The sequence below is a fragment of the Saccharibacillus endophyticus genome (assembly GCF_013185185.1).
GTDB classification, from domain to species: Bacteria; Bacillota; Bacilli; order Paenibacillales; family Paenibacillaceae; genus Saccharibacillus; species Saccharibacillus endophyticus.
Map to the genome: position 1 here is coordinate 97,567 of NZ_JAAZWE010000003.1, position 23,091 is coordinate 120,657.

The following is a 23,091-nucleotide window of genomic DNA, read 5'->3' on the forward strand; positions in this document are numbered from 1 at the left end:
CTCCGAAGAACCTGTCCACAGCCAAGGGCGCGTTCCGAGGAGCACATCTATTTTTACGCGCAATTTTGCAAGGACAAGAGGGGGACATCCGCCGATGCGCATGAAGAGTTTGTTACACTACACGGAACATCACCGTTATTATACGTATCGCGATTTCAGCCTAAGCAATCTGGACGAACGTATGTTGACCCTGATTTATCAGCCGATGGTCGGGACGTCAGCTATCGCTTTATACCGCCTGCTTACCCAGCACCTGCCTTCCGAGCAGACCGGGTACTCCAAACCGGAGCCGCAGCGCGGATTATTTTTGACACTCGGCATCGAACCGAACGATCGGGGACGTACGGTGATGGTCGAGAACGCATCGAAACTGGAGGCTGTGGGGCTGCTTCAGACGCATCGTCTGTACGTGCCGGAGCAGGACCAGTACATGTACGAATACGAGCTTCAGCAGCCGCTTCCGCCGTCCGACTTTTTCGCGACTCAGCATCTGACTTTGCTGCTGCGCGACCGGATCGGCAAGTTCGCGGTATTGGCGCTGCAGGAGCGTTTTTGGAGCGGGGAGCCGGAGGAGTTCGGAGAACTCGGGCGCGCCGCCAAAGAAAATATCTCGCAGCCGTTTTACGAGATTTTCGAGCTGAACACCCATGTCATCGACTATGAATTGGAGCAGGCGTTATCCGAAGCCACGCCTGCCCGGCGCCAAAGCAAAAACATGCCGGTCGAAGATCCGCTGTTCGATTATTCCGATGTGATCCTGCATTTCCCGCGCGGCGCGCGCAACCGTCAGTTCGTCGAAGGACTACGGCATAATCGGGAGCAGATGGGCATGATCAACCACGTGGCCCGCAAATTCGACCTGAACGTCGAAGATATCGTACGTTTGTTGGACGAAGAGGGCATTTTCTCGAACGACGGCGAACTGATGCTCGACAATCTTCAGAATCGCGCCAACCTGACTTTCCGGCAAACGGCAAAGCGCACCGAAGAACGCCAGGTTCGCGCCGCTCGCGTCATTCGCCCGGAAGAACCGGAAACCGCTAACGACATGCCCGTGGAACACGCCGTGGAGATGGAGTATTACCTCGAAGTTCCGGCGCAGTTCCAATCGAAATGCGATATCCATCAATATAATATGCTGCTTCGCAACGAGCCTTACACGGGGCTGCTGCGAAACTTTTTCCCGGGAACCGTTCCGGGTCCGTGGCTCGATATGTTCAGCAAGATCGATCTGAGCTACAAATTGCCCGGCGAAGTCATCAACGTGCTGATCCATTACCTCGTCACTTTGCTCGGCAAAGACGGCGACCAACGCATCAGCCGCAACTTCGTCGATTCGATCGCTTCCAATATGCTGCTGCGGCAGATCGATACGTACGAGAAAGCGGTCCGGTACATTCGCGATCAAAACAATCCGAAGCGCCAAGCCGCGCCGCAAAACGGTTCCCGGGCCCGCGCTCAAGGCAAAGCCGCCCGAGGCAAGCCGGAGCTGCCGATCGTGCAAAACACGCCGGTTCAAACTGCCGTCAGCGACGAGGAGTTTGCCGAATACGTGCGTTTGGCCGAGCAAAGAAAAGCGAGCAAAAACGCGCCGCGCAGCTAATAATATCTTGTCGACTGCTGCTTTTTAAAAATCAGAAAGGAGGTTAAAGGAAAATGGACTCGATCGGTGATGTACTCAAGCAAATGGGCGGATCGCGTATTCGACAGCGGACCGAAGATTTGAAAACGAAGATTTTGAACGAACCGGAAGTTCGCCAACTGAGGCTGCGTTATCCGGAGTTGGCCGAGCAGGAATTGACTCGCAATCTCAGTCGGCTATACGAATTCGTGAAGGAAAAAAAACATTGCGATAATTGCCCGGGGCTGGAGAATTGTCCGAATGATTTTCAAGGTCATTACACAAAGTTGAGCATCGACGATGTGAATGGTCAACTGCGGATTCGGGATTACAAAGCACCCTGCAACTTGCAGCTTGCGCATGAGCGCGATAAGCAAATCAGCAGCCGTATCCGCAGCTTTTACGTGGACGAGCGCGCTTTGCAGGAAGGCTATGACGACGTCGAGATCATGCGCAAAGATCCGGTACGTTCGTCGGCGGTGATGCAGGTTTTCGATTATATCGATCAAGCAAAAGCTTCCGGACTTCAGAAAAAAGGGCTGTATCTGCAAGGGCCGTTCGGTACGGGCAAGACATTCCTGATGTGCTATCTGCTGCATGAGTTGGCCAAGGAAGGCCATTCCGGCGTGATCGTCTACATGCCGGATTTCGTGGAAGACGTCAAATCCATGATCCAGGACGGGGAAAAGCTTCGAGATACGATCGAATTAATGAAAAATACGGATCTTTTGATCTTTGACGATATCGGCGCGGAAAATATGGGACCCTGGGTTCGTGACCATGTGCTCGGCTCCATATTGAATCATCGCATGAATCGAAAACCTACTTTCTACACCTCCAATTATTCCTTATCCGATTTGGGCAAACATTTGAGTTTCACCAATAAGGATGGAGAAGAAGCGTATAAGGGAGAACGTTTGATGAACCGTATTCAGCCTTTCGTGGAAACCATCCATGTGCTGGGCGAAAATAAACGGGGATGAAGCATGCCTTCCGGAGAGTGCTTTCTTCATGAAATCTTCACTTACAAAAGGTTAGATGTTTATAAAAACATACAATTATTTGTTTCGAGAACGGGAAATACGTGTTATAATTGACAGGTAGACAAGCGCAAGTTATCTTTAACTAGGCGATTTGCGGTGTACACACATACACCATATATAAATTTTGCAGCATACCTTAAGGAGGAATTTTCCGTGGCTATTGTAAATGTATCCGACCAAACATTCGGAACCGAAGTGGAAGCTGGCGAAGGAACCGTTCTGGTTGACTTCTGGGCACCATGGTGCGGACCTTGTAAAATGCTCGCTCCGATCCTTGACGAGCTGGACGGCGAAGTTGGCGCGAACGTGAAAATCGCGAAAGTCAACGTCGACGAAAACCCTGAAACGGCTTCCCGTTTCGGAGTTATGAGCATCCCGACGATGATCTTCTTCAAGGACGGACAACCGGTCGACAAACTGATCGGCGTAAACTCCAAAGAAGCGCTGAAAGGCGTACTGTCCAAACACGAGTAATCTCAACGTTATGCCCGATGCTGCTCCATTCGAGCCAATCGGACATAACTAAGCAGAACCCCCGGCAATCCGCCGGGGGTTTTTGTTGTCGTTTCTCTTTTCATTTCCTGCTCACTTTCGCGTTCATATCGAAGAGAGCGAGCAGGGAGAGCGCATGTTCGTCTTTTCGTGTCATGCAGACATTTTTGGCGTATAATAAAAGAAAGTCATTCCAAACCGTCGAGAAAGTTAAACGTGACTGGAAGCGAGAAGACGGAGAGAGAAATTCAGTGTAGGAGCGATAGCGTTCGCCTTTGAAATCGGGAAGCAACCTTATAAAACTTCGATCAGCTTCCTGATTTCAACACGCGACCTGAAGCATTTCGAAGAAATGCACTTCGGAAGCCTATGCTGGCAATTTCTCTCGCAGTCTTCTCGCACTTCCCGCTCCCACGTAACTTGATCGACAACCACTCACCCAGAGAAAGTCAGACATCGAAGCAAACAGGGAGGTCGAACACAGATTGGATACGCACCTCGAAACCATTCAGGAACAAGAAAAAGCATTGGCGCATATTCGGGATAAACTGGCGCTGCTGCCGGAACTTCCGGGCTGTTACCTGATGAAAAATAGAGAAGGCACCATCATTTACGTCGGCAAGGCCAAGATTTTGAAAAACCGCGTGCGTTCTTACTTTACGGGCAGTCACGAAGGCAAAACGCAGCGGCTCGTTATCGATATTCGCGACTTCGAATACATCGTCACGTCGAGCAACATGGAAGCGCTGATCCTGGAGTGCAACCTGATCAAGCTGCACCAACCGCGATATAACGTGCTGCTCAAGGACGACAAGACGTTTCCTTATATTAAAATCACCAATGAAAAGCACCCGAAGCTGGAAGTCACGCGGCGGGTGCTGAAAGACAAAGCGCGCTATTTCGGCCCTTATCCGAACGCTTACGCCGCCCAGCAAACCAAAAAGCTGCTCGACCGCATGTACCCGCTGCGCAAATGCGGCGTCATGCCGAAAGAAGTCTGCTTATATTACCATATGGGCCAATGCCTGGCGCCGTGCGTCAAAGACATCGAAAAAGAGCAGTACGACGGAATTCGCGACGAAATCGCCCGTTTTCTCGGCGGCAGCCACGAAGAAATCAAAAAGGAACTGCGCCGGAAAATGGAAGAAGCCGCCGAAGACCTGTACTTCGAGCGCGCCAAAGAATTGCGTGACCAGATTCTGAATATCGAAGCGGTCATGGAAAAGCAGAAGATCAACGCCACGGATAAAAAAGACCGCGACGTATTCGGCTATTCGGTCGACAAAGGCTGGATGTGCGTGCAGATCCTGTACATCCGCCAAGGCAAAATGATCGAGCGCCATGCGTCGAGCTTTCCGTTTTACGGCGAAGCCTACGCGGATTTCCTGTCTTACGTGACGCAGTACTACAGCGATAATCCTGCATTGCCGCAGGAGATTTTGCTTCCGGCGAATGAAGAAGGTGCCGCAGTCGCAATCGAAGGCGAAGTGCGGTCGCAGCAAGCCGCTTCGCGCGCCGATATCATGGCTGCGAACGAAGCCGCCGACGCGGACGGAGACGACGGCGATGATGAAGCGCAAAGCGAGCAGGGGTCGAATTCGCAGCAAGAAACCCGCTACGGCGAAGCGACCGCGGAAATGCCGCTGGTCGCGGAATCAGCGACGGAATACGCGGCAGATTCGAATAAAGGAGCGGAAAACGCGTCCGAATCCGGCGCTTCCGGATCAGGCGATTTGAACGGCGCCGCTGCGCTCCAGCAATGGCTGAACGTAAAGGCTCTGGTGCCAAAGCGCGGCTCGAAGCGCAAAATGGTCGAGATGGCCAGCGAAAATGCGCGCGTCTCGCTGGAAGAGAAGTTCCGCTTGATCGAGCGGAACGAAGAACGCACCAGCGGTGCGGCAGATCGTCTTGGCCATGCCTTGGGCTTCGACAGTCTGCACCGCGTGGAGGCGTTCGACAACTCGAATATCCAGGGCACGAACCCGGTATCCGCGATGGTCGTCTTCCTCGACGGCAAGCCGGCCAAGCAGGAGTACCGCAAATACAAAGTCCGTACGGTTAAAGGCGCGGACGATTACGCCACGATGCGCGAGGTCATTCGCCGCCGCTACGAGCGCGTGCTCAAAGAAAATCTGCCGATGCCGGACCTGGTCCTGGTCGACGGCGGCAAAGGCCAAATTTCCGTCGCGATCGACGTGCTGGAAAACGAATTGGGCCTCAGCGTTCCCGTTGCCGGCCTGGTCAAAGACTCCAAGCACCGGACGGCGCAGCTGATGAGCGGTGATCCGCCCGAAGTTGTGCCGTTGGCGCGGGATAGCGAAGAATTCTATCTGCTTCAGCGCATCCAGGACGAAGTTCACCGCTTCGCGATTTCGTTCCACCGCGAACAGCGCGCCAAGTCTATGGTGACGTCGAAGCTCGATTCGATTCCGGGCATCGGCGAGAAGCGCCGCCAAACGCTGCTCAAGCATTTCGGATCGCTCAAAAAAATCCGCGAAGCTTCGGTCGAGGATTTCCGCCCGCTGTCGATCGGAGACAAGTTGGCGCGCCAGATTCTCGATGCGTTGAAAGACGAAGCTTAACAAATTGATTTTCGGAAAATCAAACAAGACTCATTATTTACCGTTCATGCGCACTGAAACGAAGCGGATTGAACGTAGTTTTTCGGTATATTGCAGCCTTTACTTTCTTGAATGCTCCCGATATAATAGGGCATAACTGTATATGATTTACCCGGAGGAGCCTGCCAACAGCGGGCTCTTTCTGTGTTTTTTTAAGGGTTTGACTGCGGAGTTCAAATCGTGTTCGGCTTGATGCTGAACGTGAATTCCGCATTTTTCATGCCTACTTTTAGATAAACGGAGGGATCGGGTTTGGAAAAAGAGAGACATCAGGAAAGCATTTTGGTCTGCGTGCATTACGGCCCGCACGGCCAGCGGCTGATTCAGCGGGGAAGTCGATTGGCGTCGCTGCTCGGCGCGCCGCTGAGAGTCATGACAGTCGAACCTGCGCGCCAGGAAACGTACAGTTCCGAAAAAGAAAAATACTTATCCGGTTGGCGCAAGCAAACCGAAGAATCCGGCGGCGACTTTCTCGTTCGAAAATGCGGCAGCGGGCAAAAAACGGCTGACATTATTGCCGATGCGGCGAAGGAAGCAGGCGTAACCCAGATCATTATCGGTCGTGCAAGCCAGTCGTTCTGGCATGAGATTACGCACGGCGACTTCGTGGACGATCTGCTGGACCGAATAGGCGCGATCGATTTGCATATCGTGGCGGTCCAGCGCTATCCGGAACTGCTGGAAGAAACGCACGAAAAAGGATTTTACGCTTCGTTAGTACCGGAAGGCGGGAAGTACGTTCTGGCAGGAGATTACGATGAAGACGCGGGCGAAAACATGGACGGCGCCATCAAAGGCTTGTTTTTCCGGGAATTGGATACCGACTTCGATAGCGGCCTGTTCAAGATCGTGAAAAACGGGCAGGCCGAATATTTGAAAATCGTACAAGGGGAATGGATCAAAAAATGATCGATTCTGGATTGGAAAGGAGGGGCGCTTACACGTGCTGCATATTGCTATTCTGATTCCGTTTCTGTGGGCGGCTCTGATTCCGCTTATGCGCGTATTGCCACGTATTCATCCCGGTTGGGCTGTACTGCCCGCGCCTGGGGCTTTATTCATTTATTTTCTGAGCCGTATTCCGCAATCGGCGGCCGGCGAAAGTCTATTTACGACCGTGCCGTGGATGCCGGATCTCGGCATTGATCTGTCGCTCGTGTTGGATGGCTGGAGTTTGCTGTTCGCCCTGCTGATCACGGGCATCGGCACGCTTGTCGTGTGGTATTCGATGTTTTACATGGGCAAAAATTCGGAATCCATCCGTCAGTTCTATCTTTACCTATTGATGTTCATGGGTGCTATGCTGGGCGTCGTGCTTTCCGATAACCTGATGGTGCTGTATGCGTTCTGGGAACTGACAAGCATCGCGTCGTTCCTGTTGATTGCCTTCTGGTACCGCCGGGAGCGTTCCCGTTACGGCGCTTTGAAATCAATGTTGATTACCGTATTCGGCGGCCTTGCGATGTTTGCCGGTTTCAATCTGCTGTATCTGATGACCGGCACGTACAGTATCCGCGAGATTGCGGCGCAGGCTGCTTCTCTCCCGGAGCATTCGCTGTTCCTGCCGGCGATGATCTTGGTTCTGCTCGGCGCGTTCACCAAATCGGCCCAGTTCCCGTTCCATATCTGGCTGCCCGACGCGATGGAAGCGCCGACGCCCGTCAGCGCCTATCTGCATTCGGCCACGATGGTGAAGGCCGGCCTGTATCTGGTTGCTCGGATGAGCCCGGTATTCGCCGGAGATTCCGCATGGTTCTGGACGGTATCGCTCGTCGGATTGGTTACGCTGCTTTACGGGTCGTTTAAAGCCATCCGTCAAACGGATCTCAAAGCACTGCTCGCTTATTCCACGATCAGTCAGCTCGGTCTGATCATGAGCTTGCTCGGCGTAGGTTCGGCGGCCGCGTTTTTCGATGACCCGGCGCAGATTGCGTTGTTCGGGCTCGCGACGACGGCGGCAGTGTTCCATCTGATCAACCACGCCGTATTCAAAGGCTCGCTGTTTATGGTCGTGGGTATCGTTGACCATGAAACGGGAACTCGCGATCTTCGCAGATTGGGCGGCTTGATCAAGCTGATGCCTGTCACGTTCGCGGTTGCCTTGATCGGTTCGTTTTCGATGGCGGGTCTGCCTCCGTTCAGCGGATTTTTGAGCAAAGAAATGTTCTTTACCGCGATGGTGAATATTCGGGAATTCGACGCGGCAAATGTCGGCTCATGGATGCTGCTGCTTCCGATTATAGCCTGGATCGCCAGCGTATTCACGTTCGTCTACAGCATGATTTTGGTATTCAAGACGTTCGGCGGCAAGGCCATGAATAATAAGCTCGACAAGCTTCCGCACGAAGCCTCGGCGGGATTGCTGGCTTCGCCTGTATTGCTCGTTTCTCTGGCTTTCGTATTCGCATTCATTCCGAACGCGCTGGGCCGTACTTTGATCGATCCGGCGGTCGCGGCTGTTCGCGGAGGTGTCTTGAGCCCGGCGGATGCGCATGTATCGATTCATTTCTGGCATGGTTGGACGACGGAATTATGGATGACGATCGGAGTTGTCCTGCTCGGTTCGGCACTGTATATGACGTATGGCCGATTGAAGATGCTGGATCGCGAATGGAGCGGTCGTGACACGCTGAATCGGCTGTATAACGGTCTGCTGAACGTGCTGGAAAACGGCGGTCGGCGTTTTACGGATTTATACATGACCGGCTCGGTTCGCCTTTATTTGATTTATATTTTCCTATTCCTGATCGCGGCGGTCGGCGGAACGTTAATTTTCTCGCCCGGTATTTCGCTCGGAATGGAAAACTACGCACCGATCACGTTTTATGAAGTTGCGCTGGTAGTTGTCATGTTGGGCGCGGCGGCAGCCGTACCGTTTGCGAAATCGCGCGTTAACGCCATTTTGTTCACCGGCGCGGCCGGATACATGGTGACGGCGTTGTTCCTGATCTTCCGCGCGCCGGATCTTGCATTGACGCAGATGATCGTGGAGACGGTATCCGTTATTTTGTTCCTGCTCTGCTTCAAATTCTTGCCTAAGCTGAAACGAGAGAAGGAGAAGCACGTTTTCAAATGGACGAATCTGCTTGTAGCCGCAGGCGTCGGGATTACCGTGACGCTTGTCGCGATGGCTTCGATGGGCAGCAGCCCGTTCGAACCGATCTCGAATTACTTCTTGAACGAAAGCTACGAATCGGCAGGCGGCAAAAACGTCGTCAACGTTATACTTGTCGACTTCCGGGGCTTTGATACATTGTTCGAAATCATGGTGCTGGGCATCGCTTCGCTCGGCATTTACGGATTGATCAAGCTTGGCGTTCGCACGACCCCGGAACAAGGCGCGAAGTCGACAAAGCCAGCTTCACAGCCGCACGCAAGTTTCCCGCTTCGTTCCAACGACGTCATCTTGCGCACCATGTCGCGGGTAATCGTGCTGATCATCATTTCATTTTCGCTTTATCTGTTCTTCGCCGGGCATAACAATCCGGGCGGAGGGTTCATCGCGGCGCTCATGACGGCGGCGGCATTGATTTTGCTGGCAGTCTCGTTCGGCATGGATACGGTGCGCCGCGTCATTCGCATCGATTATCGAATCTTGACGGCCATCGGTTTGAGTATCGCGATTTTAACGGCAGCCGGTTCGTTCGTTTTCGGCGCTCCGTTTCTCAGCCATGCTTTCGGCCATTTCGAACTGCCGATTCTGGGCGATACGGAGCTGGCTACGGCGGTGCTGTTCGACCTCGGCGTGTACTTGGCCGTCGTCGGCGTCGTCATGAATATTATTTTCACGATAAAGGGGGAGGACTGAGATGGAATGGATCATGGCGGTAGCGATCGGCGCTTTATTCATGATCGGCGTCTACCTGATTTTGACCAAAAGCTTACTGCGCGTTATCTTGGGCACCTCGCTCTTGACGCACGGCGTCCATCTGCTGCTGCTGACGATGGCCGGCCTGAAGCGAGGTGCGGCGCCGATTCTCGGCAGCGGAAGCGAGTCGTATGTCGATCCCCTGCCGCAAGCCTTGATTTTGACGTCGATCGTGATCAGTTTTGGCGTGACCGCTTTATTTTTCGTTCTCGCTTACCGGGCTTACCAGACCAGAGGAACGGATGAAATCGACGGTATGGACGCTGAAGGCAAGGAGGCGGACTCTTGAACAATTTGCTTGTGCTGCCGGTTCTTTTGCCTATGGTCATCGCGGTATTTTTAATGTTTTTCCGTAAAAAAGTCGTTCTGCAGCGCGTAGTCGGTTTGGTCGGCGGTATCGCCAACGTTCTGATTGCGGGCGCCGTCGTGCTTCGGGTTCGATCCGAAGGGATTCAGACGCTGCAGCTCGGCGGCTGGGAGCCGCCTTACGGCATCGTATTCGTGGCTGATATGTTCGCGGCTTTGCTTGTTCTGGCGGCCTCGATCACGGGACTTGCGGTGCTGATCTATTCGTTTGCGAGCATCGGCCGCGAGAGGGAAGAGCATTACTACTATACGTTCTTCCATTTCCTGCTCGTCGGGGTATACGGTTCGTTCATGACGGGAGATATCTTTAACCTGTTCGTATTTTTCGAAGTCATGCTGATTTCGTCTTATGCACTGATTACTTTGGGCGGAGATAAAAAACAGCTTCGCGAAGCGCCGAAGTACTTGCTCGTCAATATTTTGTCGTCCACGCTGTTCGTCGCTTCGGTCGCGTATCTGTACGCAGCCGTCGGCACGCTGAATATGGCGCATTTGTCGCAGCGGATCACGGAAGCGGGACAAGGCGGCGTATTGAATGTGATCGCCGTCCTGTTCCTGATCGTTTTTTCGCTCAAGGCCGGCCTGTTTCTGTTCTTCTGGCTGCCTGGAGCCTACGGAGCGCCGCCGTTCGCTGTACGCGCCTCATTCGGGGCGCTGCTGACCAAAGTCGGTTTATACGCGATCGTCCGCACGTTTACGCTGATCTTCCCCGGTGATCCTTCGTTCACGCACGGCTGGATCGCGGGCATGGCTGCGGCAACGATGATTTTGGGCGGAATCGGTGCCGTCGCTTATCGCGATATTCCGCGCATTTTGAACTATAATGTGCTGATCGGCGTCGGATTCGTGGCGTTCGGCTTGTCGGCATCGACCCGCGATGCGTTGGACGGCGTCGTATTCTACATGCTGCACGATATTTTATCCAAAGGTTTGCTGTTCGTCCTCGGCGGCATGCTGATTGCGGCCGCCAAAACGGATCGGCTCGACGGGATGGGCGGATTGATCCGTCGCCGTCCGGGTCTTGGCTGGATGTTCTTTATTTTGGCGCTGGCTTTGACCGGAATTCCGCCGTTGAGCGGCTTTGCGGGCAAGGTGTTGATCGTGCGCGGCGGCCTCGAAGAAGGGATGCTGGCGCTGTCTCTGGTCGCTCTCGCTTCCAGTCTATTGACGCTGTACTCGTTGGTTAAAATTTTCCGGGAAGCCTTCTGGGGAACGGAACCGGAAGTGCAGCAGGAAGACGAAGCGGTTCGGCGGCAAAAAAGCAAAAAGACAAGCAAAGCGGCTAACATGAAAAGCACTTCCGGTGCAGCGTTGGCGAACGTCTCGGCCGTCGTGCTGCTCTTGTTCGTGATCGGTATCGGCCTGGCAAGCAACGGCGTCTATGCTTTCGCTTCGCAAGCGGGCGAAACGTTGGCGAATCCGATCCTTTACATTGAAGCCGTGCTGAAAGGAGAGTAGATCAATATGCCTTTTCAAATTTTGCTGAACCTGATGATCGCATTGGTGTGGATGGCGCTGAACGGCAATTGGTCGGCCTCCGGTTTTATTGTCGGCTATGTATTGGGAATCGGGGTCCTATATGTCGTGCGCAAGTTCCGTCCGGAACCTTTTTACATGACGAAGGTATGGGCGGTGCTTAAGCTGGTCATCCTGCTGCTTCGCGAACTGCTCGTTTCCAGCTTTGAGGTCATGGGTCATATTTTGCGGCCGAAGCTGGATATGCATCCGGGGATCTTCGAATATCGGACGGAATTAAGCTCGGATTGGGAAGTGACCATTCTGTCTTGTCTGATCTGTCTGACGCCGGGAACGTTGACGCTCGAAGTATCGGACGATAACCGGACATTGTACATCCATGCGCTCGATATTTCCGATGTCGGCGAAATGTCCGATAAGATTCGCGCAACGTTCGAAAAAGCGATTATGGAGGTGACCCGTTCATGACCACCGTATTTTTAAGCATCGCGCTCGCCGTTTTGGCACTCGCGGTTCTCGGCTGCGCGTATCGGCTGATCGTCGGTCCGAGCCGTTCCGACCGGATCGCGGCGCTGGATACGATCGGGATCAATCTGCTCGCCATGATCGCGGTATTTTGCATGCTGCTCGATACGCAGGCGCTGACGGAGATCATTCTCGTCATTGGGATTCTGACGTTTATCGGCACGACGGTCATGGCGAGATATATCGAAAGAGGGAGCGTGATCGAAGATGGCGACGATCGTTGAGTGGATCGCGATCGTATTGGCTTTGGCCGGTGCGGTGTTTTGCGCGATCAGCGCTTTCGGATTGATTCGTTTGCCGGACGTGTACCTGCGCTCGCACGCCGCTACCAAAAGCGCGGCATTAGGCGTGCTGTTCGTTCTCGTCGGCGCTTTTGTTTACTTTTGGGTCGTTGACGGGGACGTCAATATCAAGCTGCTGCTGGCGATCGTGTTCGTGTTCCTGACTTCTCCGGTAGCGGGGCATCTGAACGGCCGCGCGGCTTATCGTTCCGGCGTGAAGCTGTGGAAAGGCAGCGTTCGGGACGATTTTAAAGAGGTATTGGAGAAAAAAGGCGCGACGGCGCCGAAGTCCGTACAGCAGCCGGAACCGCCCCGAAAGCCTTAGAGCAAGTCATGCTTTCCTGCAAGTGAGCAACAGCCTTTGATCGTTTTGTTTGAGGCTGCCCCTAACCTTCATTCCTTTTCTAGCGTTTATGGGATAAGGGACAGGGGGAATCGAATTGCGAAACGAACATAAAGACCGGTCATACGCGCCGTTGCTGCTGGCTTCGGTCGCGGTCAGCATCATACTCAGTTGGTTCGGACTGGTGTTGGATTTCTGGCGGTGGTTAGAGCCGGAGTATCATACAGAGTCGCTTGAAACGGGTTTTGGAGCTTTCGTGGCGGTCGTGCTTCTCGGCGGTCTTGCGATCGTTATTCATTTGGTTCTGCACGGGCTGCTGCTGCCGTTTATCGCATCCAAAAAATATCGGCTTCCGTTGCCTAAAGAATTGGTGTCGCATCGCAGGGGATATGCGTTGATTTGCGCAGCGGCAGGATTAATCGGTGCTGCTGCCGTAGGATTTCGGACGCATCTTCCCTTGCTTGCCACGCTGCCTTTTGCGGGGAATGTGCTGGTGTATGCGTTTTGGATGACACTGATCGGAGCACGAACGCGCCGAATGATCGGAGAGTAAATCGGAGATCGCAAAAGCAAAAAGGCACGTAACGGATCTCCTATCCGTTACATGCCTTTTTTGCGTTGTTTTGCTGTAACGAATGGTAGCGACGCTTAGCCGTTAAAATGCGGACTGCTTGATTTTTAACGCTAAGGCTAAGGGTCGTCTCGGTCCGTTACGCTTGATGGCGTTCCGTTGTAACGCGTAGTGTAGACTTGGGCCGACATGCACGATACCGATCTATCCTGCCGATTCGTCCAATCCATAAAAAAAGACTGAAGCCCCGCGAACAGGGTTTCAGTCTTTTTAAGTCTTTTTTGCCGTTATCTGATGCGCGACAAGTCGATCCTGACGTTTGTCGGACGCGATCGTCTATTCGCGGGGTTTATCGTCTTCGCGTCGATCTCCCGGGAGCGGCGGATTCGACAGGTCCGATTCTCGGAACAAGCCGCTTCCCGGAGCGCGCTCCTCGGCCGGGGTTCGGTTCTGCGCGTCCGATTCAGGATACGACTCTGCCTTCGGTTTCGGAGCAAGCGGGGCCGAAGGCGGCGGTTGTACGACCGGAGGCTTCTCGATATGCGGCTCCCCAACAATAGGCTTTTCGGGAGTGGTTTCCGGCGAAACGGAACGCGGATTTTGCGTAATCTCCTCGCTGCGAGTGCCGTTTCCTCCGTCATCCGGTCGCGTCTTGTCTTTTCCGTATATCAGATAAATGACAAACGCGACGATCGCCGGCATCACGATCGACACGATTCCGACCGCGATATACGTAGGCGTGCCCATGAAGATCAGGCTGAGTCCCATGAGGATGCTGTCGAACACGACGTGCGCGAACATCGCCGTAATGTAGCCGTAACGCAGGAAGATAAAGCTGAACAGCAGGCCCAGGAACAGCAGCTCGATCGGCCGCGTGATGACCGGGTAGATCGGATACAGCGTATGGCCGAGCGCCCAGATCAGGGAAGTGATCACGCTGGCCGCGATGGTGCTGCGCACGATTTTCTTGACCATCGGGATACCGAACAGGCGATAGATGGCTTCCTCGGAAATCCCGGCCATCCAGGCGAGAATCGGGAACAGCCACGGGTACATCATGTTGTATGTGGACTGCGAATCGTCGGTGGTCGAGAAGACGCCGAGCGCATGCTCCAGGATAAAGAAGATGACGGCCTGTACGGCAAGCAAAATGATCGCCCACAGATAACCGGTCTTGAGCGATTCCCAGACATGGCGTCCGTAGTTTGGTTCGCCGCGTCTCGCCCACATGTTTTTGCCCTGGCTGCGCCACATGGCGTCGCCGGCCACGAAGCAGAAGTACAGGGAAGCCGCCATGAAGAAGCCCATGATGATCTGCAAAACAATCGTAACAATGAAGATAACATCCGAGTAACTGCTGCCTTCGAAGAAAGGACGCATGTTCCATACGGAGAAGACCGAAACGACATAGTAGAAGAGTGACAGAAAAATACCGCGCGTAAACGAAGCGTATTTTTTCAGCACGAAAGCGTAGACGATCGCCAACACGCCGAGTACGAACGTCAGCAGCATATAGCCGCCGTAGGTCATGATATTCGCCCAGCCCGTTTGTTCGTCGATATAGCCGGTGTACGAAGACGGAGGGCTGAAGCTCGAACGGATCGAAGCGACCTCGTCGCCTTCGAAAGTGACGTTGACGTTCAGAGCACTCTCGCCGATCTTGGCAGAAGAGGATGTGTAGCGCAGACCGTTTTCGTTATCCGTGGATAAACGCTCCAGTTCAAAAGTATCCAATCCCAATTCCTGTATAAGAGACTGAGCGAGCTGCTCTTTGTCTTCTTGCAGCAGCGTCTGATCTTCCAGCGTACCCGGCGGAATATCGGCTTCGGTCAGCTGCGCGGCGTAAGAAGAAGGCAGGCTGTTAAAAGCAACGACTTTGCCCGTTTGCCCGCCGACGTCGACAGATAGCGTTCGGGGGTCGCCGTTTGCTTCATAATGATAGACGACGCGGAACATTTCATAAGGGAAGTTGTTTACGTATGTATCATCGTACTCGGCTACCAAGCCTTCGCGCGACAAATAGCCGTATAGATCCGAATCGCTATGATAGCTGACGGAAGCGTCGCCGAGCGGATCGTCGATCGCCAGCTTCGAGGAAGCAAAGTCGGCCGCGATGGTTTGGGCTTGTTCCTCGCTGATCAAAGAATAAGGCTCCTGCTGCGTCATATTGCTTTGGAACAGCGTCGTGAAATTGAAAAGGAAATAGATGACCAAGGCGATCGCTGCGACCAGGCCGAGTTTCTTATAATTGACGTTCAAAATGCGTTGTTGCGGGTCAGTCATGATTGTCCTCCTTGCCGGATTTGGTATTCCTCTTTCTAAAATACCATATTCCGAAAGTCCGATACCACAAAGCGCATGAATTGCGGGCGTTTGCCGACTCAAATCGTTATTGTGGTTGCCGAGGGGGTGCGGATATAATAGAACGATATGAAATAGTACTTTGCCAAGCAGTGTTGACATGGTACTTGCGAGAGAAAGGGGAGACGCGCACAATATGGCCATGGCGGTTCCCAAAATGAGATTCGCTCCGCCGCAGATTTTGGCTATGGGTTATGCGGTTATGGTGTTGATCGGCACGCTGTTACTGATGCTGCCGATTTCCAATACGACGGGGCGGCCGTTGCCGTTGATCGATGCTTTTTTTACGGCAACTTCGGCAGTATGCGTGACGGGACTTGTGGTTGTGGACACAGGCACGTTTTTTAGCACATTCGGTCAAGTGGTCATTCTGGTTTTGATTCAGATCGGCGGACTCGGGTTCATGACGATGGCGACCTTGTTCGCGCTCGTTTTTCAGCGGCGGATTTCGCTGCGCGACCGTCTGCTGCTGCAAGAAGCAATGAACCAAGGGTCGGTTGAAGGGATTGTCAGGCTGATCCGCCGCGTGTTGTATTACTCGTTAGCGATCGAAGCAGCCGGAGCGTTATTGTTCGCTGCGCGCTTGGCCTTTGATATGCCGTTCGGCCGGGCGCTGTATTACGGGATTTTTCATTCTGTTTCCTTTTTCAACAATGCAGGCTTCGATATTTTCGGGGATTTTCGCAGTTTGACGGATTATGCGGATGACCCGATCATGAATCTGACGGCTATGGCGCTGATCGTACTCGGCGGTTTGGGTTTTATCGTATTGTCTGATTTGGCCGATTTCCGGAGTAAAAAAAAGTTGTCGATGCACTCGAAAGTAGTTCTGGCCACGACGGGGTTTCTGATTTTGCTCGGATTCGTCGTGATTTTGATCTTCGAGTGGAGCAATACCGGCACGTTGGGGCGCTTCGGTTGGAACGGAAAGTTTTGGAGCGCGATGCTTCAATCCGTCACGCCGCGAACCGCGGGCATCAACTCGGTCGATCTGACCGCTTTGCATCATTCGACGCAGTTCATGCTGCTGATTTTGATGTTTATCGGCGCTTCGCCGGGATCGACGGGCGGCGGCATCAAAACGACGACGTTCGCGGTTACGATCGGCGCGATGATCGCGATGATGCGCGGCCGGGAAGATGTCGTCTTTTTCCGTCAAAGATTGGCGCGCGAACGTATTCTTAAAGCGCTGACGATCATTTTGCTGGCGCTTGCTTTGGTTATTGCGGTGTCGATGATACTGTCAGCTACCGAAGACCACGATTTTATCGTGATTCTGTTCGAAACGACTTCCGCGTTCGGTACGGTCGGGCTTTCGCTTGGACTTACGCCCGAGCTGTCGACGTTCGGCAAAGTGATGATCGCGCTGACCATGTTCGCCGGACGGGTCGGTCTGTTGACGCTCGTCTACGCGCTTAAACCGAAGAAAAGCACGGAGAAATTCCGGTATCCCGAAGGCAAGATCATTATTGGTTAAGGCGGTGCATGTATAGTGGGTACACAACAATTCGTGGTAGTCGGTTTAGGGCGTTTCGGCATGAGCCTGGGCATGGAACTGATCGAGCTCGGTTACGAGGTCATGGGCGTCGATCGCAGCGAGGAAGTCGTGGAAGAGGTGGGAGACCGTTTCACGTACGCGTCGGTCGCCGACGCTACGGACGAGGAAATGCTGCGTTCGCTCGGCATCCGGAACTTCGACTGCGGAATCGTGGCCATCGGCGAAAATATGCAGACCAGCATCCTGGCCGCGATCCTGCTTAAAGAGCTGGGCGTGAAAAAAGTGGTTGCCAAAGCGATTACGGTGCTGCACGGTCGGGCGTTGGAAAAGATCGGCGTCGACCAAGTGATTTTCCCCGAACGCGACATGGGCATCCGGGTGGCGCATCAGCTTGTGACTCCGAACCTGTTGGATTATATCAAGCTGTCGGATGATTATTCGATCGTGGAGATGCTTGTGCCGAGCTGTCTCAACTCGCGTACGATTGCCGACCTGAATTCGCGCACGCGTTTCGGCTGCACCATCGTCGCCTTGCGGACGGAAGCGGGCGTGACGATTGCGCCGACGGCGCTGGATCAGATGCACCAAGGGGATATTATGGTGATCGCCGGTCCGAATGATCGGATCGAACAGTTTGAACGCGAAGTGGTGAACGTGGAAGAATCTTAAGCAGGCGGCGGGGAAACCGGCAGGCGTCCGCAAACTTCGGAACCCATTGAAGTTGCGGACCTGGCGCGATCTCCCCGTCTTCTTTTTTATCATTTTGAAAAAGATTGAATGCGAATGAAACGGCTCAAATTCCGGCCAGCGCAAGCAAGCAAAAATAAGCAGGCAAGCGAGGGGCTTTTTTGAAAAAAGTGTCGATTTGGTGAACACACTAATTTTGGAAGCGTTTCCTTGTGAATAAAGGCATGAACACTGCTGCAATGCGCTTCAGCACTCGATTCAAAGCAGTCAAGCCCGTTTAAATGGTTGTTGATAAGTTAACCTTTATGCACGCTTACATATACTATGCAGGAATTTTTTGTTTTCAAAAAGTCGCCATATCGGTTCCATTCTCTGAAATTTTGGAGTAACATAAAAGAGAAGCTGCTTTGTTCACAAAATTGTAAAGGGTTCATACCCCCGGCTTTTTTGCAGGCTTCTGCATGCGGGCCGGCAAAGCGGAAAATTTCGTTATGGGATTTATGAAAACGTTCTAAAACGGACATTTTTGCGGCATGAAGGACTTGATTCCGACGGGCAGCGGAATGTCGAATGATGAAAGGGGACGGTTCGGCAGATGAAAGGTTACTACGCCAGAAAGGTGCACTCGTTACTGGGGCTTGTTCCGCTCAGCTTATTCCTCATCGAGCACGCGATCACGAACTACGCGGCTTTTGATGGCGGGCAGGAAGGCTTCCGCGACGCGGTGCGCACACTCAACGATCTACCACTTGTTTTCTTCCTTGAACTGTTCGCGATCTGGCTTCCGCTGCTCTTTCACGGCGTGTACGGACTTTATATCGCGTATCAGGCGCAGCCTAACCTGGGACACTTCAAGACGGAGCGCAACTGGCGTTTCGTATTGCAGCGGGTGAGCGGCGTGATCGCTTTCGTCTTCATCATCTGGCACGTGTACACGACACGTTTTCAGATCACGTTGGGCAATACCACTCACGACGAACTCGGCGGCTTCATGCATAACATAGTCACGCAGCCAGGATTTTTCATCTTCTTCCTGGTCGGCGTTATCGCGACGACGTTCCACTTCGCCAATGGCGTATGGGCGTTCCTCGTCAGTTGGGGAATCACTGTCGGGCCTCGGGCTCAGCGTATTTCTTCCTACGCCTGCATGGGTCTGTTCCTGATCGTGACGACTCTGTTCATGCTGTCGCTGTTTGCATTCCGCGGCGAAGAATTCGCCGATACGGCCAGCGTCATTACCACGACACTCCAAACACTGATTGGTTAAGGGGGACTTAAGCAGACATGGCAAAATCCGGACTTATTATCGTCGGCGGCGGGCTCGCGGGCCTTATGGCGACCGTCAAAGCAGCCGAAGCCGGCGTTCCTGTACAGTTATTCTCCCTGGTTCCCGTTAAACGTTCGCACTCCGTGTGCGCGCAAGGCGGCATCAACGGAGCGGTTAATACGAAAGGCGAAGGCGATTCGCCTTGGATTCACTTCGACGACACGGTTTACGGCGGAGACTTCCTCGCCAATCAGCCTCCGGTCAAAGCCATGTGCGAAGCCGCTCCCGGCATTATCCACTTGATGGACCGGATGGGCGTCATGTTCAACCGTACGCCGGAAGGCCTGCTCGACTTCCGCCGCTTCGGCGGCACCAAGTTCCACCGCACGGCATTCGCGGGCGCGACCACGGGGCAGCAGCTCTTGTACGCGCTTGACGAACAAGTCCGCCGTTACGAAGCTGCGGGTCTCGTGACCAAATACGAGAACTGGGAATTCCTTGGCGCGGTACTGGACGACGAAGGTGTCTGCCGCGGCGTCAGCTCGCAGGATCTGAAGACGATGGAAATCAAGACGTTCGTAGCCGACGCGGTCATCCTGGCGACGGGCGGACCCGGCATCATTTTCGGCAAAACGACCAACTCGGTCATCAACACCGGTACCGCGGCCAGCGCCGTGTACCAGCAGGGCGTTCATTACGCGAACGGCGAATTCATTCAGATTCACCCGACGGCGATTCCGGGCGACGACAAACTGCGGCTGATGTCCGAATCGGCACGCGGCGAAGGCGGCCGGATCTGGACGTACAAAGACGGTAAGCCTTGGTACTTCCTGGAAGAGAAATATCCGTCGTACGGCAACCTCGTACCGCGCGATATCGCGACCCGGGAAATCTTCAACGTCTGCGTCGACCAGAAACTCGGCATTAACGGCGAGAACATGGTTTACCTGGATCTCTCGCATAAAGACCCGAAAGAACTCGACGTCAAACTCGGCGGCATCATCGAGATTTACGAGAAGTTCATGGGCGACGATCCGCGCAAGATTCCGATGAAAATCTTCCCGGCAGTCCATTATTCGATGGGCGGCATGTGGGTCGACTATAACCAAATGACGAATATCCCCGGTTTGTTCGCAGCCGGCGAATGCGAATATCAATACCACGGCGCGAACCGCCTCGGCGCGAACTCGCTCGTTTCCGCGATCTACGGCGGCATGGTGGCCGGACCGAAAGCGGTCGAGTACATCAAAGGCCTCAAAAAATCCGCAGCCGATCTGTCCAGCACGCTCTTCGAACGCGAGACGGCCAAGCATACGGCCCGCTACAACGAACTGATGGGCATGGACGGCACGGAAAACGCTTATGTGCTGCACCGCGAACTCGGCGAGTGGATGACCGACAATATGACGGTCGTTCGTTACAACGACAAGCTGGAGCAGACGATCGGCAAGATCAAGGAACTGAAGCAGCGCTACAAAAAGATCAACATGATCGACACGGCCAAATGGAACAACTCCAGCGTCGCGTTCACGCGCCAGTTCTGGAACATGCTTGAGCTGTCCGAAGCGATGACCAAAGGCGCTCTCCTACGCGACGAAAGCCGCGGCGCCCACTACAAGCCGGACTTCCCGATGCGCAACGACGAGGACTTCCTGAAGACCACGAAAGCCGAATGGACGGCGGACGGTCCGAAGATCACTTATGATCCTGTCGACGTCTCGCTGATCCCGCCTCGCGTTCGCGACTATTCGAAAGATTGAGGGTTGAAAGTCCTGTTCGGGAGAGAAGCTTAAGAACTGTGCTGCGGGAGAAATTCGTTCCGGTCGCGTGTTGAAATCGGGAAGCTGATCGAAGTTTTATGAGGTTGCTTCCCGATTTCAAAGGCGAACACTATCGTTCCTGCACTGAATTTCTCCCTCCGCACAGTCGCTTCGCTCCTTATAGGAGCTTTCTGGGTGATAGTTAATTATAAAGCGCTTCATAAGAAGCGCTAACGTCTAATACAGTGTAAAGCGCACTCATGAAAAGTGCGTTCTTCTCGAACTGGAACTTTTAAAAAATCACAGTGATCGCGTCATTGAACTATGACGCGGAACCTCTTTTAACCCGATAAAAAGATTGAACGGATAGGTCATGCTTTTGAAAGAACAAGACCTCGCCGTAAAATGAATGGGGGAGAACAGACGATGGCGGAAACAACAACTGCACCGAACGCAGCTCAGAATACAGCCAGACGAGTCAAATTCATCATTACCCGTCAGGACACGCCGGAGACCAAGCCTTACACCGAAGAGTTCGATCTCCCTTACCGTCCGGGGATGAACGTCATCAGCGCCTTGATGGAGATCCAGCGCAACCCGGTCAATGCGGGCGGCGGAGCGACAGCGCCTGTATGTTGGGAGTCGAACTGTCTCGAAGAAGTATGCGGCGCTTGTTCGATGGTCATCAACGGCAAACCGCGCCAAGCCTGCTCGGCGCTTGTCGATCAGTTGGAGCAGCCGGTTCGGATTGCACCGATGTCCACGTTCCCGGTCGTTCGCGACCTGGTCATTGACCGCAGCCGGATGTTTAACGCGTTGAAAAAAGTCAAAGCGTGGATTCCGATCGACGGTACGTACGATCTGGGCGCAGGCCCTCGCATGCCGGAGAAAAAGCGCCAGTGGGCATATGAATTGTCCAAGTGCATGACTTGCGGCGTCTGCCTGCAAGCCTGCCCGAACGTCAATGACAAGACCGATTTCATCGGTCCGGCCGCGCTGTCGCAGGTCCGTCTGTTCAATGCTCACCCGACGGGCGAGATGAACGCCGACGACCGTCTGGACATGCTGATGGAAGGATCGGACGGAATCGAAGGCTGCGGCAACTCGCAGAACTGCGTACGCGCTTGCCCGAAAGGCATTCCGCTGACGACATCCATCGCCGATCTGAACAAACAGACGACCAAGCGCATGTTCAAGCGTTGGTTCGCCCAGTAAGCTTTTGCGCGAAAGAAGCTTTTCGACTTGCATATCGATCCGAGCAGCCCGGCAACGAGCTGCTCGGATTTTTGCGTACGTTCGTTTGCGCCAAAAGCTTTTTGCGGGAACATTTCATGTTACACTTAAAGAACACTTTCCTGCGCGGCGGGGATGAAATTCAACGTGCAGTCCGCATGATTGAGAACGTGTTCGATTCGATGCGGATGCTCGGCTGCGCAAGTCCAACGATTTTTGCAATCCGAAGGAGCAGAGAAACAATAATGAAACAACTTATTACGGAAAGACCCCATACAAGGAGTTCGATTGCCGAACAAGCCCGAGTAATCGGCGTGCAGCCCGGCTCCGTGCTGTTGGTGCATTCCTCCCTCAAAGCTATAGGCGGATGGATCGCAGGCGGAGCGGAGGCCGTCGTGCTGGGTCTGGAAGATGCGATCGGCGAAGAAGGGACGCTCGTGATGCCGACGCAATCGTCCGAACTGACCGATCCGGCGATTTGGATGAATCCGCCGCTTGATCCGCGTTGGTGGGATTTGGTGAGGGACGAGATGCCTGTCTACGATCCGGACATGACACTGACTACGGGGATGGGAGCGATTCCCGAGACGTTTCGCAAACAGCGCGGGACGATTCGCAGCAGTCACCCGCATCTGTCTTTTGCCGCACGCGGACCTCAAGCTGCCGGAGTGACAGATAATCATTCGCTGGGCTACGGGCTGGGAGAGGGCTCGCCGCTCGCGCGCCTATACGAGCGGGATGCTTGGGTTCTGATGCTGGGGACCGGATACGGCACGAATACGTCTTTCCATCTGGCAGAGTATCGTGCGAACTATAGGGGGAAAAAAGAGCTGCGTCCCAAGGCGAAAGTGATAGGCGGAAACGGGCCGGAGTGGGTATCCTTCGGCGATATCAATTTCGATTCGGATGATTTTGAACGGATGGGAGCCGACTTCGAGACCGAACGGAGCACTTCCGTTTCGCGCGGAAAAATCGGCCAGGCGGAATGTCGTCTGATTCGCCAGCGCGTGCTGGTGGATTACGCCGTACGCTGGCTAGAGTTGTACCGCTAACGAATAATGATGAGGGGAGAACAAAG

The 23,091-nt window shown here is 53.8% G+C and carries 19 protein-coding genes; 18 read left to right on the forward strand and 1 reads right to left on the reverse strand.

Going from position 1 to position 23,091, the window contains the following annotated elements; genetic code table 11:
* Positions 1 to 94: 94 nt before the first annotated feature.
* From HRQ63_RS11770 to HRQ63_RS11825, 12 genes are all read left to right on the forward strand, one after another.
* Positions 95 to 1,603 (forward strand): replication initiation and membrane attachment family protein, encoded by a 1,509-nt coding sequence (locus tag HRQ63_RS11770; RefSeq protein ID WP_172243736.1) that lies wholly within the window; start codon positions 95 to 97, stop codon positions 1,601 to 1,603.
* Between the two features lie 53 nt (positions 1,604 to 1,656).
* Positions 1,657 to 2,604 (forward strand): primosomal protein DnaI, encoded by a 948-nt coding sequence (gene dnaI, locus HRQ63_RS11775; protein WP_172243739.1) that lies wholly within the window; start codon positions 1,657 to 1,659, stop codon positions 2,602 to 2,604.
* Between the two features lie 213 nt (positions 2,605 to 2,817).
* On the forward strand, positions 2,818 to 3,138 hold the full coding sequence (gene trxA, locus HRQ63_RS11780) for a thioredoxin (protein WP_037291158.1): 321 nt from the start codon (positions 2,818 to 2,820) through the stop codon (positions 3,136 to 3,138).
* A 503-nt stretch (positions 3,139 to 3,641) separates the two neighbouring features.
* Positions 3,642 to 5,738 carry an excinuclease ABC subunit UvrC gene (gene uvrC / locus HRQ63_RS11785; RefSeq protein WP_172243742.1) on the forward strand — a complete coding sequence of 699 codons (2,097 nt, stop codon included), beginning with the start codon at positions 3,642 to 3,644 and terminating at the stop codon, positions 5,736 to 5,738.
* A gap of 291 nt (positions 5,739 to 6,029) precedes the next feature.
* On the forward strand, positions 6,030 to 6,686 hold the full coding sequence (locus HRQ63_RS11790; protein WP_172243745.1) for an adenine nucleotide alpha hydrolase family protein: 657 nt from the start codon (positions 6,030 to 6,032) through the stop codon (positions 6,684 to 6,686).
* Positions 6,687 to 6,720: 34 nt separating this feature from the next.
* Positions 6,721 to 9,585 (forward strand): Na+/H+ antiporter subunit A, encoded by a 2,865-nt coding sequence (locus tag HRQ63_RS11795; protein ID WP_172243748.1) that lies wholly within the window; start codon positions 6,721 to 6,723, stop codon positions 9,583 to 9,585.
* Between the two features lies 1 nt (position 9,586).
* Positions 9,587 to 9,934: a Na(+)/H(+) antiporter subunit C gene (locus HRQ63_RS11800; RefSeq protein ID WP_172243751.1), complete on the forward strand. Its 348-nt coding sequence runs from the start codon at positions 9,587 to 9,589 to the stop codon at positions 9,932 to 9,934.
* Complete coding sequence (locus HRQ63_RS11805) at positions 9,931 to 11,469, forward strand: Na+/H+ antiporter subunit D (protein WP_172243754.1); 1,539 nt, start codon at positions 9,931 to 9,933, stop codon at positions 11,467 to 11,469. The genes HRQ63_RS11800 and HRQ63_RS11805 overlap by 4 nt, the downstream gene beginning before the upstream one ends.
* A gap of 6 nt (positions 11,470 to 11,475) precedes the next feature.
* Positions 11,476 to 11,955, forward strand: coding sequence for a Na+/H+ antiporter subunit E (locus HRQ63_RS11810; protein WP_037291152.1), 480 nt, complete (start codon positions 11,476 to 11,478; stop codon positions 11,953 to 11,955).
* Entirely contained in the window at positions 11,952 to 12,236 is a 285-nt protein-coding gene (locus HRQ63_RS11815) for a Na(+)/H(+) antiporter subunit F1 (RefSeq protein ID WP_037291151.1), read from the forward strand. Before HRQ63_RS11810 ends, HRQ63_RS11815 begins: the two co-directional genes overlap by 4 nt.
* On the forward strand, positions 12,220 to 12,618 hold the full coding sequence (gene mnhG, locus HRQ63_RS11820; protein WP_172243757.1) for a monovalent cation/H(+) antiporter subunit G: 399 nt from the start codon (positions 12,220 to 12,222) through the stop codon (positions 12,616 to 12,618). Before HRQ63_RS11815 ends, mnhG begins: the two co-directional genes overlap by 17 nt.
* 115 nt (positions 12,619 to 12,733) lie before the next feature.
* Entirely contained in the window at positions 12,734 to 13,189 is a 456-nt protein-coding gene (locus tag HRQ63_RS11825; protein WP_172243760.1) for a hypothetical protein, read from the forward strand.
* A 354-nt stretch (positions 13,190 to 13,543) separates the two neighbouring features.
* On the opposite strand, the gene HRQ63_RS11830 is transcribed toward HRQ63_RS11825, so the two are convergent.
* On the reverse strand, positions 13,544 to 15,490 hold the full coding sequence (locus HRQ63_RS11830; RefSeq protein WP_172243763.1) for a type II CAAX endopeptidase family protein: 1,947 nt from the start codon (positions 15,488 to 15,490) through the stop codon (positions 13,544 to 13,546).
* Between the two features lie 214 nt (positions 15,491 to 15,704).
* Between HRQ63_RS11830 and HRQ63_RS11835 the strand changes: the two genes are divergently transcribed.
* The 6 genes from HRQ63_RS11835 to HRQ63_RS11860 all read left to right on the forward strand — a co-directional run bounded on the left by HRQ63_RS11835 (position 15,705) and on the right by HRQ63_RS11860 (position 23,065).
* Positions 15,705 to 17,045, forward strand: a complete 1,341-nt coding sequence (locus tag HRQ63_RS11835) for a TrkH family potassium uptake protein (protein ID WP_172243766.1) — start codon at positions 15,705 to 15,707, stop codon at positions 17,043 to 17,045.
* Positions 17,046 to 17,060: 15 nt separating this feature from the next.
* Positions 17,061 to 17,735 (forward strand): potassium channel family protein, encoded by a 675-nt coding sequence (locus HRQ63_RS11840; RefSeq protein ID WP_172243769.1) that lies wholly within the window; start codon positions 17,061 to 17,063, stop codon positions 17,733 to 17,735.
* A gap of 613 nt (positions 17,736 to 18,348) precedes the next feature.
* Positions 18,349 to 19,020, forward strand: a complete 672-nt coding sequence (locus HRQ63_RS11845; protein WP_172243772.1) for a succinate dehydrogenase cytochrome b558 subunit — start codon at positions 18,349 to 18,351, stop codon at positions 19,018 to 19,020.
* A gap of 17 nt (positions 19,021 to 19,037) precedes the next feature.
* Positions 19,038 to 20,780, forward strand: a complete 1,743-nt coding sequence (gene sdhA / locus HRQ63_RS11850) for a succinate dehydrogenase flavoprotein subunit (RefSeq protein ID WP_172243775.1) — start codon at positions 19,038 to 19,040, stop codon at positions 20,778 to 20,780.
* 426 nt (positions 20,781 to 21,206) lie between these two features.
* Positions 21,207 to 21,995 carry a succinate dehydrogenase iron-sulfur subunit gene (gene sdhB, locus HRQ63_RS11855; protein WP_172243778.1) on the forward strand — a complete coding sequence of 263 codons (789 nt, stop codon included), beginning with the start codon at positions 21,207 to 21,209 and terminating at the stop codon, positions 21,993 to 21,995.
* A gap of 263 nt (positions 21,996 to 22,258) precedes the next feature.
* Entirely contained in the window at positions 22,259 to 23,065 is an 807-nt protein-coding gene (locus tag HRQ63_RS11860) for an AAC(3) family N-acetyltransferase (RefSeq protein ID WP_172243781.1), read from the forward strand.
* Positions 23,066 to 23,091: the final 26 nt, after the last annotated feature.

What these genes read in the sequence shown, in the direction of transcription:
- sdhB (WP_172243778.1), top strand. Translation starts at nt 21,207, where the DNA reads ATGGCGGAAACAACAACTGCACCGAACGCAGCTCAGAATACAGCCAGA.
- HRQ63_RS11770 (WP_172243736.1), top strand. Translation starts at nt 95, where the DNA reads ATGCGCATGAAGAGTTTGTTACACTACACGGAACATCACCGTTATTAT.
- HRQ63_RS11810 (WP_037291152.1), top strand. Translation starts at nt 11,476, where the DNA reads ATGCCTTTTCAAATTTTGCTGAACCTGATGATCGCATTGGTGTGGATG.
- HRQ63_RS11860 (WP_172243781.1), top strand. Translation starts at nt 22,259, where the DNA reads ATGAAACAACTTATTACGGAAAGACCCCATACAAGGAGTTCGATTGCC.
- dnaI (WP_172243739.1), top strand. Translation starts at nt 1,657, where the DNA reads ATGGACTCGATCGGTGATGTACTCAAGCAAATGGGCGGATCGCGTATT.
- HRQ63_RS11815 (WP_037291151.1), top strand. Translation starts at nt 11,952, where the DNA reads ATGACCACCGTATTTTTAAGCATCGCGCTCGCCGTTTTGGCACTCGCG.
- HRQ63_RS11835 (WP_172243766.1), top strand. Translation starts at nt 15,705, where the DNA reads ATGGCCATGGCGGTTCCCAAAATGAGATTCGCTCCGCCGCAGATTTTG.
- mnhG (WP_172243757.1), top strand. Translation starts at nt 12,220, where the DNA reads ATGGCGACGATCGTTGAGTGGATCGCGATCGTATTGGCTTTGGCCGGT.
- HRQ63_RS11845 (WP_172243772.1), top strand. Translation starts at nt 18,349, where the DNA reads ATGAAAGGTTACTACGCCAGAAAGGTGCACTCGTTACTGGGGCTTGTT.
- HRQ63_RS11830 (WP_172243763.1), bottom strand. Translation starts at nt 15,490, where the DNA reads ATGACTGACCCGCAACAACGCATTTTGAACGTCAATTATAAGAAACTC.
- HRQ63_RS11800 (WP_172243751.1), top strand. Translation starts at nt 9,587, where the DNA reads ATGGAATGGATCATGGCGGTAGCGATCGGCGCTTTATTCATGATCGGC.
- sdhA (WP_172243775.1), top strand. Translation starts at nt 19,038, where the DNA reads ATGGCAAAATCCGGACTTATTATCGTCGGCGGCGGGCTCGCGGGCCTT.